Here is a 10,495-nt window from a genome sequence, read left to right on the forward strand (position 1 = left end):
TTCTTCCGAAGTTTCATTTCATTCTTCCGAACTTTTATTTCGCCCCTCCGTGGGGGATTTTTGTTTTCTCGTGAGCTATTGGGGACATTTCTCGTGAGCTATCGGACTTAGCCAAGATGTATGAGTGTCAATAGCGCTATGAAGCCAGGCTCAATCCACATATCCCAGACTCATTGTCAAGTGTCTGTTCTTAGAGGTCTGTTTCTTAGAGGGGTGTGTGGTTAGAGAGTTGGGGTAATCTGAGACCTTACCTATATATGGTCTAGGGGGGTGTAGCGGATGAGGACTTCGCGGGTTCGGCCGTCGTCGAAGTGGATGGTTAGTTTGCCACCCATGGCGCTCTCAATGCGCTGTATCTCACCGTCGCCATGACGTGGATGGCGCACGCGGTCACCGACGTGGTAGCCGTCGAGGCTCTCGAGGGCGTTGACGGGCGAACTCTTCGCTAGCATCTGCTGCGCTGGGGCGGAGCTAGCGCTGGGGCTGGTGGCTGTTGGCCGTGGGCTGTTGGTCGTTGGCTGGTAGCTGTTGGCATAGCTGCGCACGCTGGTCCCGATGGGGGCTGCCTCCTCGTGGAGGGTGTAGTGCGTCCGTGGTAACTCAGCGATGAAGCGACTGGGGATCATGAGCTCGGTCTTACCGTTGCGTGTCCGTATGCTGGTGTAGCTGAGGGTGCAGAGCTTTTGGGCTCGTGTGATGCCGACGTAGAGGAGTCGGCGCTCCTCTTCGATCATCTCGGCTGTGTCGAGGCTACGCGAGGAGGGGAGGAGGTTTTCCTCTACACCAGCGATGTAGACGTAGGGGAACTCTAGTCCCTTGGCGGCATGGATGGTCATGAGCTGTAGCCGATCCTGTAGGGCAACTCCGCTCTGCTGCTCGACATTGTCCTGGTCTTGGTTGGTCAGGAGGGGGATCTGCTGGGCAAAGGCGCTGAGCAGTTCGGTGCCAAGAGGTTCCTCGGCAAAGAGGTTGAGCGGGTCCTGTCGGTAGCGAGCCTCAAACTCGGAGGCACTGCTGACAAACTCCTTGAGGTTGTCGAGCTTGGCCTGGCTCTCGACGGTGTCTTCGCGTGTGAGCTCAGCGACGATGCCGCTCTCACGGAGTATGTGTGCGATCCACTCCTCGAGCTTGGCGTACTGCTGATAAGCTGTGGCGAGCGAATCGATGAGATTGACGAAGGAGGCTATCTTGTTGCGTACGCCTCGGCTGAGACCGACAGGGTCGGCACTGTCGATGGCGGCGCATAGGGCGTCATAGAGCGATAGCTGCGGGCTGTGCTGCTGCGCATAGAGAGCGACCCTCTCGAGGGTTTTGTCGCCAATGCCTTTGCGTGGATAGGCGATGGCTCGGCGGAGCGCCAGCTCGTTGTGCGGGTTGATGATGAGCTGGAGATAAGCTATGGCGTCTTTGATCTCGGCACGAGCGTAGAAGGCCATGCCTCCGTAGATGACGTAGGGGATGCCCTCCGAGAGAAGCACCTCCTCGAACTTACGGCTCTGAGCGTTCGTACGGTAGAGGATGGTCTGGTCAGAGAGCGGTATCTGCTCCTCATCGTGTCTCTGCGTGATGATGTCGATGAGTCGTGTCGCCTCCTCGTCGGACGAGGTGTAGTGGTAGAGCTGTAGCTTCTCGCCCTCGCCGAGGTCGGTGTAGACCTCCTTGGGGATGCGCTGCTGGTTGTGCTCGATGAGGGCATTGGCACTGCTGACGATATGGCCTGTGGAGCGGTAGTTTTGCTCTAGCTTAAAGAGCTTGGCGCCGGCGAAGGCTTGCTTGAAGCTGAGGATATTGGCAATGCGCGCCCCTCGGAAGGAGTAGATGCTCTGGGCATCGTCACCCACGGCAAAGATGCGGTTGTGGTCGGCAACAAGGTGACGGGCTAGCTCAAACTGAGAGGTGTTTGTGTCCTGATACTCGTCGATGAGGAGGAAGTCTATGCCGCTCTTGATCTCTTGGTGCGCCTCGGGGAAGTCGCGTATGAGGACGTTGAGGAGGAAGAGCAGGTCGTCGAAGTCCATCGAGTTGCTCTCCTTGCAGCGCTGGGTGTAGAGGCTGTAGAGCTTATAGAGCTCGCCCTCATGATTCATCGTATCGTACTTGCGTATCTCCTGATTGGCGGCGTAGGCTTGCGGGGAGATGAGCATATTCTTCGCATCGGATATGCGCTTGAGGACACGCGTCGGGGTGTAGCTCTTGTCGCTAAGGTCTAGCTCCTTGATGCAGTTGCGTATGAGCGCCTTGGTGTCACTGGTATCGTAGATGGAGTAGTCCTGGCTGTAGCCAAGCAGTGGGGCGTAGCGTCGTAGGATACGTCCACAGATGGAGTGAAAGGTGCCCATGCGAAGCCTATAGGCGATGCCTTCGCCAAGCATTTCGCTGACACGTGAGCGCATCTCGCCGGCAGCTTTGTTGGTAAAGGTGAGTGCGTAGAGTCGCTGGGGATTCCATCCCTGGTCTACGAGGTGAGCCAGCTTGTAGGTGATGACGCGGGTCTTGCCCGAGCCCGCTCCAGCGATGACTAGGGCGGGACCTTCGTTATAGACGACGGCAGCTCGCTGTGCTTCGTTGAGTGCAGTGAGGTCTACCATATTACTCTTGCTCTTCTTCCTGAAGGATCGAGTCTAGCGTATCGAGCAGGCGGATGCGTCGCTTGGGATCGGCGATGGCGTCACGTAGCGCCTGGAGGAGCTGGTAGGGGAGCGCCTCGTCGTCGCATACGGGCTCTTTGCTCGGAGTGCTCGGCAGCTGAGGCTCGTAGGTGCGGATGGTCGGGTCATCGGGCAGGAAGGTGACCAAACCCTCGAGACGCTCGGGGAGACGCTCGGGGAGGTCTGTCATCGGGAAGAACTGCTTGGCATCCTCTATAAAGAGATAGGTCGGCCCTAGCAAATAGGGGTCGATGTGCTGCGTGATAGAGGAGAACTGCAGGGGCGTGAAGAGCGATAGGTGCGGTACCGAGATGTAGAGATGCTTGATGGCAAGGCGCTTGAGCGCAATGGAGATGGGATCGGTCCACTTGCTGAGCTTTTCGCCACAAGCGACAAAGACTAGGCTGTAGGCTCCTGAGATGCTTGTGTTTTGTCTATTGACCTCGGAGGAGAGCGCCACGGTAACGCCCTCGGTGACGCCTCTCTGGTCGAGAAGCTTGTACCAAAGGCTTTGCTCCGCTTCACTGCGCACCACAATCAGCATACGCCCAGCGTCATGGACCGAGACGAAGCGCATCAGCGCTATGATAGGCTCTATGATCGTCTCGCTATGAGGCGCTGGTATGATGCTGTAGCTCTGGTGCAGGAGCTTGTAAAGCGTCTGGCGCATCTCTGGACTAGCAATGGACTGCGCATATGGCTGCGGTAGCTCGCCATCGGGGAGCGTGCGGGCGACTAGTCCGCGCCAGTTGTGCAGACGGAGATAGCCACGGATCATCTCGTAGACATCGTCGTAGCACTGGAAGGTGCTGGAGAGCTCCTTGGCCTCTTCTGTTATTTGGTCTATGAGGTGGTAATGCTTCGGGGGGAGGAGTGTTCCCTCGAAGTAGCGAGCCTGCCAGTCGGCGTAGAGCTCCTCTTTTCCCTTGCCTATGCTGCACTCGATGGTGCGTCCGCCCTTGTAGCTGATGAAGATAGAGGTTCGGTCGGGCTGGAAGGGTGTAGTACCCCAGGGATAGCCGGGGACCTCCTCCGAGAGGTAGTTAATGACCGCCTCAACGTGCTTGCAAGTGCCTAGCCCGCTGGTGCGAAAGTCTAGACAAGCGCAGTAGTTGCGGTCGCTCCGTACACCACGGAAGGCGACACGATAATGGTTTGAACCGCTCTGCACCATGTAGTCGCCCCAGATGCGGTTGTTGTCTAGGTGCGATACGGTAAACTCGTTTTGCTCGGCAAATTGCTTGCGAAGGGCTATCTGCCATGCTTCAACGCTCATGCCTTCGGGGCAATAGCGGTTGGAAAGTTTCTTGGGATCTGTCTGTTCCATAATCCAGTAGATAAATAGGTGTCTATGAGTGAGAGGCTGAGGAAGCCTGCTCGTCTGATTCAGTCGTTGGGGTGCGCTGCATCTCCTCCTTGAGATACTGCGCTGTGTAGCTCTGCTTGTCGGGACACTGAGCCATCTCTAGAGGCGAGCCAGCGAAGATGAGCTCGCCACCATTGCGTCCGCCCTCAAGTCCCATATCAATAAGGTAGTCGGCGCTCTTGATCACATCCAGATTGTGCTCGATGATGAGTACCGTATTGCCACGGTCTACCAGCTCGTTGACCAGCTTGAGCAGGACACGTATGTCCTCAAAGTGTAAACCTGTGGTCGGCTCATCGAGGACGTAAAGGGTGCGTCCCGTGTCTCGCTTCGAGAGCTCGGTCGCGAGCTTGACACGCTGGCTCTCTCCGCCCGATAGGGTCGTGGAGGGTTGACCCAGCTTGACATAGCCTAGCCCGACGCGCTGCAACGTAGCGAGCTTGCGGTAGAGGGCAGGGATATGCTCAAAGAATTCGACCGCCTGATTGAAGGTCATGTCTAGCACCTCGGCAATGCTCTTGCCCTTGTAGCGTACCTCGAGGGTCTCACGGTTGTATCGCTTACCACGGCACACGTCACACGGGATGGTCACGTCGGGGAGGAAGTTCATCGAAATGGTTTTGTAGCCATTACCCTTGCACTCTTCGCAGCGTCCGCCTTTGACATTAAAGGAGAAGCGCCCTGGCTTGTAACCTCGAGCACGGCTCTCGGGAACCTGGACAAAGAGATTACGTATCTCGCTAAAGAGTCCCGTGTAGGTCGCAGGATTGCTCCTCGGCGTGCGACCTAGTGGTGACTGGTCCACGAAAGCTATCTTGTCAATCAGCTCCAAGCCCTCGACAGAGGAGTAGGGGAGTGGAACCTGCTTGCTACGATAGAGGTGCTGCGAGATGATCGGCACCAGCGTACCGTTGATGAGCGAAGACTTACCGCTCCCCGACACGCCTGTGACGCATACGAAGAGACCTAGCGGGATAGAGACATCTACGTTCTTAAGGTTATTGCCTGTGCAGCCCTTGAGTCGTAACCATGCGTCATCGGTAGGTTGTCGGTAGCTAGCAGGTAGGGGGATGGCTAGTCTATTGGTCAGATAGTCGCAGGTGAGCGTGTGCGTGTCGCCAATCGCAGAGGGAGGCCCCTGATAGGTCACATGCCCGCCGAGACGCCCCGCTCCTGGTCCCATATCGATCAGGTAGTCCGCTGCGAGCATCATATCACGATCGTGCTCTACGACGAGGACCGTGTTTTGCGCATCACGAAGCTTCTTGAGCGCATCGATGAGCATACGGTTGTCCCGCTGGTGCAGACCAATGCCTGGCTCGTCTAATATATAGAGTACCTCGACCAGTCCCGTCCCTATCTGCGTGGCTAGACGTATGCGCTGAGACTCACCACCACTGAGCGAAGCGGAGGGGCGAGCGAGCGTCAGGTAGTAAAGCCCCACATCCAGCAGGAAGGTGAGTCGGAGAAGTATCTCTTTGATGACTTCGTGCGCCACCTTCTGTTGGTTTTTCGTCAGTTGCCCTTCGATCTCACGCAGTCGTCCCTCTAAACGGTCTAGGTCTAGCTCCGTCAGGTCGGCGATGGTATAACCCGCTAGCTTGTAGCTGAGAGCTATCGGGTTGAGTCGTCGTCCGTTGCACTCGGGACAAGTTTGCTCAGTCAGGAACTCTTCCGCCCAACTACGCATAGAGGCTGTAGCGTCATCATCCTCGGCTAGATCCCGAACATACTGGGAGACACCCTCGAAGGCGAAGTGCGCCTCGCCCTCATCGTCGGAGTCGTCCGAGTCAATGCCAAAGAAGATCTGATCGACAGCCTCTGCTGGAATCTTCTCAAAGGGAGTGTCTATCGTACAACCGTGCTCTGTCAAGATCTCCTCAATAGAGGTAAAGAGCAGGCTGCGCTTCTTGTAGCGTCCGATAGGTACGATGGCTCCATCACGTATGGAGACCTTGGGATCTGCCACCACCTTATCTATGTCTAGTACGCCCACACGGCCCAAGCCCTTGCAGCGCTTGCAGTAGCCACGAGGCGAATTGAACGAAAAGTCGGCTGGCGAAGCGTCTGGATAGGCGATACCGCTCTCGGGGTCCATCAGTCGCTTGCTCAGATGCTGTATCTCTGTGCTATCTCGTCGCATCACGTCGATGACACCCTCTCCGAGCTTCATCGCTATGCTTACAGCCTCGGTGATACGCTGCTTATTACTCTCTCGTACGGAGCACTTGTCCACCACGACGCTGACATAGTGTATGGAGAAACGGTTGAGTCGCATCCCAGGCGTCAGCTCGCACACCTCACCGTCAATGTAAGCGTGCAGGAAGCCTCGACGTCTCATCTGCTCAAAGAGCTCGCGGTAGTGACCCTTACGATCGACCACGATGGGAGCTAGTATGTAGATCCCCTCGTCGGCGTACTGCTCCATGATATGCTCCACGACCTGCTCTTCGGTGTAGCGCACCATCTCCTTGCCCGTGAGGTAGGAGTAGGGGGTGCCGACACGTGCATAGAGGATACGTAGGTAGTCGTAGATCTCGGTAACAGTGCCGACGGTAGAGCGGGGATTGGTCGAGGCGCTCTTCTGCTCGATAGCTACGACAGGGCTGAGTCCTACGATCTCATCGACATCTGGTCGTCCGCCACCGCCTCCGATGAAGCTACGGGCATAGGAGGAGAAAGTGTCTAGATAGCGTCTCTGTCCCTCTGCTAGTAAGGTGTCGAAGGCAAGCGAAGACTTGCCACTCCCCGAGAGTCCCGTCACGACGGTCAACTTGTGACGAGGTAGTGAGACATCTATATTCTTGAGGTTGTGCACACGAGCGCCATGCACCTCGATAGCACCCATCGCCCATAGCTCCTGATCTGCAGCAGAGGCGTGCGTGTCGCTATCGCTAGGTCGCTCTGTATGGGGAACTGTCTGTTTATTCTGATCCATTTATCTAGAAATCCCGTTCTTAGCCTACAAATGTAGTTATTATTTACGATAGAAAGGTGTGGAAAGCGCCCTTTTGTAAATGAAAATAGCAGTGTAGGGTAGAGAAGCTTTGGTTTGGCAGCTTTGCTGATATTTGCTTATCTGCTAACTTTGCGCTGTAGACAACGAAGTCAGTATGTTATCACAGCAAGATATAGAGCAAGCAGTGGCGCTGAGTAGGCTTTGGGCAGATAGATCGCCCGATAGGATTCTCTTCGAGCGGAGTGAGTTGGAGCCTGAGATGAAGCGCCAGGTCGCTCTACAGGTCTCTCTCTTACCAAAGATGCAACGCAAGGTGCCACACTTCCTCCAGGGTGGCGGATATGTCCCGCACAGGGTCAACTTCGAGCAGTCTAGCAGTGAGCTTACGGCACGCTACAAGCAGGGGTTTGTCACGGAGCATGACCGTGTCCTAGATATGACTGGCGGGATGGGGATTGATGCGCTTGCTATGGCTTCTGTCGCAGAGCGTAGCCTGATCTATGAGATAGACCCTGTGATGGCTCAAGCCTTGACTTACAATGTGCATAAGCTCCTGCAGCGAGACAATGTGACGGTGCGCTGTGGAGATGTACTGGCGGAGATGGATGCCTCTACACTAGAGGGGGTAACGCTCGTCTATGCTGATCCAGCACGACGCGATATGGACGATCGAAACAAGCGACTCATTAGCATGGATGAGTATAGTCCGGCACCTCTTCAGATCATAGCTCGGCTACAAGAGCTGGGCTATGCAGGACGTTTGCTACTTAAGCTCTCTCCTATGCTAGACATTCACTGGATATTGGAGCAGCTGCCACAGATTTCCGCGCTTCATATCGTACAACTACAAGATGAGGTCAAAGAGCTACTGGTTTCCATCTCGATGGCTCCACAAGAGGCAAATGTAGAGCTCCATCTAGCTCTGATAGATCGCTTGGGAGAGGTCAGTCGGTGGAGCTTTCCCTACGAAGCTTTGTCCTCAGTCCGCACGTCCTATGCGACTAGCGTAGAGGAGTATATCCATATTCCTCAGCCGCTCCTGATGAAAAGCGGTGCCTACCACCTGATTGCCCAGGAGCAGTCGCTCTCCCTGCTCGGACCTAACAGCCACATATACACCTCTTCACAGGCATCCACGAGCCCTCTGTACAAGAGCTATCGGCTGATCGAGGAGATAGACTATAGCAAGTCAACCCTCAGGGGCAAGAGCCTGTACTCCCTGCGTGAGCGCTATCCAGCGCTCACGATTATGTCTAGACACTTTCCACTGACAGCTCAGGAGCTCAAGAAGACGCTCCGAACTGACGAGAGTGATACCTACTACCTGCTCGCCACGACCCTAGGAGAGCAAGTGCGTAAGCTACTGATCCTCACCTCTTGAGACTGTTGACTTTTGCAACAGTCTCCTCTTGCTAGCACAAGTGTGTGAGAAGAAGAGGGGATAAAAAAACTCCTCCACAAGTACCAAGACTCGTGGAGGAACCAAAGATATGAAAAACTGTTTATTGTAGAGGTTCGTGGCGGATTTGAACCGCCGTACACGGTTTTGCAGACCGTTGCCTAACCACTCGGCCAACGACCCATTGCTTTCGCGATTACGCCTGCAAAGATACAACAATTTTTGGACAAACCAAATGCTTCGGCTATTTCATATACAAGCTTGACGTAATCGCAAGCGACGGGCTTATCTGAATCTTCGTGGAGAAAATGCTGAATTCCTCGGTGGATATCCTAGATTATCCAGCGAGGGACGAACAAATTCCTCGGAACTTTGGTTTCTTTCTTCCGAAGTTTCATTTCATTCTTCCGAACTTTTATTTCCCGGTTCCGTGGAGAATAGTTGTTTTCCAGTGAGCTATTTGCAAATTCCTCCGAAGAAATGGCTGTGATCGGGAAAAGGTCGGGAGATTGGTCGGAGGGGTGCGCTTTTGGTAGTGAGGCCTAAAATGAGTACTTTTGCAGAGGGTGTATCATAGATACCCCGTAAGCTGGCTTGAGCCGATCTTACCTTCCTAGCTGATTCGATGGAAGGAAATAGGCTTTTACCACCTAGACTGCATGCTCAGAGCGGGTGGAAGCGTTTTTATACTTAACTACAGTTTATGGACTTACACTTACTAGAACTTAGTGACCAGGAGATAGCACGTCGCAACAGCCTAGACGAGATTCGTCAGATGGGCATCAACCCTTATCCAGCAGCCGAGTATGTCGTGACGGCACATGCTCAGGAGGTACAGGACCAATATCAAGATGATGCGCCTCGTATGGAGGTGAGCATCGCTGGTCGTGTCATGAGTCGACGCATCATGGGCAAGGCTTCCTTCATGGAGCTACAAGATGCCTCGGGGCGTATACAGGTCTATGTGACTCGTGATGACCTCTGCCCTGGAGAGGATAAGGATCTATATAACAAGCTCTTTAAGAAGCTCCTCGACATTGGCGACATTGTCGGTGTCAAGGGCTTTGTCTTCCGCACTCAGACGGGTGAGATTTCGGTGCATGCCGAGGAGTTGACTTTGCTGAGCAAGGCGCTACGTCCGCTCCCTATCGTCAAGGCTAAGGACGATCAGGTCTTCGATGGCTTTACCGATCCTGAGCTACGCTACCGCCGTCGCTATGTGGATCTGATAGTCAATGAGGGGGTGAAGAGCATCTTCATGAAGCGTACGAAGATCTTCCAGTCGATGCGCAACTTCTTCAATTCACGTGGCTACCTAGAGGTGGATACGCCTGTGCTGCAGTCTATCCCTGGTGGCGCTGCGGCTCGTCCTTTCGTGACGCATCACAATGCGCTTGACATACCGCTCTACCTGCGTATCGCTAATGAGCTTTACCTAAAGAGGTTGATCGTGGGTGGCTTTGAGGGCGTTTACGAGTTTAGCCGTAACTTCCGCAATGAGGGTATGGACCGAACGCACAATCCTGAGTTTACCTGCATGGAGATCTATGTCGCCTACAAGGACTACCGCTGGATGATGCAGATGACGGAGCAGATGATTGAGCATATCTGTCGGGAGGTGCTAGGCTCTACGACCATTCAGGTAGGGGAGCATACAATAGAGTTTAAGCCTCCCTATCGTCGCCTCACGATGATCGACGCTATTCAAGAGTATGGAGGGGTCAATATAGATGGCATGGACGAGGCTGAGCTACGCAAGGTGTGCCAAGCTAAGGGTGTGGAGATAGATGAAACGATGGGTGTCGGTAAGCTAATCGACGAACTCTTTGGCACAGTTGCTGAGCCACACTTGGTACAGCCGACCTTCATCATAGACTATCCGAAGGCTATGTCTCCGCTCACTAAGGAGCACCGTGATAGGAGTGATCTGACAGAGCGCTTTGAGCTATTTGTCAATGGTAAGGAGCTGGCCAATGCTTACTCAGAGCTCAATGATCCGATAGATCAGCGTCACCGCTTTGAGGATCAGCTACGTCTGAGCGAGCGGGGAGATGATGAGGCGATGTATATCGATCACGACTTCCTACGTGCTCTAGAGTTTGGCATGCCCCCCACGTCTGGTA

The 10,495-nt window shown here is 54.5% G+C and carries 5 protein-coding genes and 1 tRNA gene; 2 read left to right on the forward strand and 4 right to left on the reverse strand.

All coding sequences use genetic code 11. The features are described 5' to 3' along the window. Positions 1-251: 251 nt before the first annotated feature. From Q0X57_RS05805 to uvrA, 3 genes are read right to left on the reverse strand one after another with little or no spacing between them, the layout of a single operon-like run. On the reverse strand, positions 252-2,588 hold the full coding sequence (locus Q0X57_RS05805; protein WP_297728897.1) for an ATP-dependent helicase: 2,337 nt from the start codon (positions 2,586-2,588) through the stop codon (positions 252-254). Position 2,589: 1 nt separating this feature from the next. After that, positions 2,590-3,975 carry a hypothetical protein gene (locus Q0X57_RS05810; RefSeq protein WP_297728901.1) on the reverse strand — a complete coding sequence of 462 codons (1,386 nt, stop codon included), beginning with the start codon at positions 3,973-3,975 and terminating at the stop codon, positions 2,590-2,592. A 22-nt stretch (positions 3,976-3,997) separates the two neighbouring features. Continuing rightward, the gene (gene uvrA, locus Q0X57_RS05815) at positions 3,998-6,952 is read right to left on the reverse strand and encodes an excinuclease ABC subunit UvrA (RefSeq protein WP_297728904.1); all 2,955 of its coding nucleotides are present in this window, start codon (positions 6,950-6,952) and stop codon (positions 3,998-4,000) included. Positions 6,953-7,127: 175 nt separating this feature from the next. Between uvrA and Q0X57_RS05820 the strand changes: the two genes are divergently transcribed. Continuing rightward, the gene (locus Q0X57_RS05820) at positions 7,128-8,354 is read left to right on the forward strand and encodes a class I SAM-dependent methyltransferase (protein ID WP_297728907.1); all 1,227 of its coding nucleotides are present in this window, start codon (positions 7,128-7,130) and stop codon (positions 8,352-8,354) included. A gap of 130 nt (positions 8,355-8,484) precedes the next feature. Here the strand turns inward: Q0X57_RS05820 and Q0X57_RS05825 are convergent. Then, positions 8,485-8,555 (reverse strand) — tRNA-Cys (locus Q0X57_RS05825). Positions 8,556-9,075: 520 nt separating this feature from the next. Here Q0X57_RS05825 and lysS point away from each other — a divergent pair. After that, positions 9,076-10,495, forward strand: a 1,420-nt coding sequence (gene lysS / locus Q0X57_RS05830) for a lysine--tRNA ligase (protein WP_297728910.1), incomplete at its 3' end; no start/stop codon positions are given.

The organism is uncultured Porphyromonas sp. (assembly GCF_947254915.1).
Lineage (GTDB): Bacteria > Bacteroidota > Bacteroidia > Bacteroidales > Porphyromonadaceae > Porphyromonas.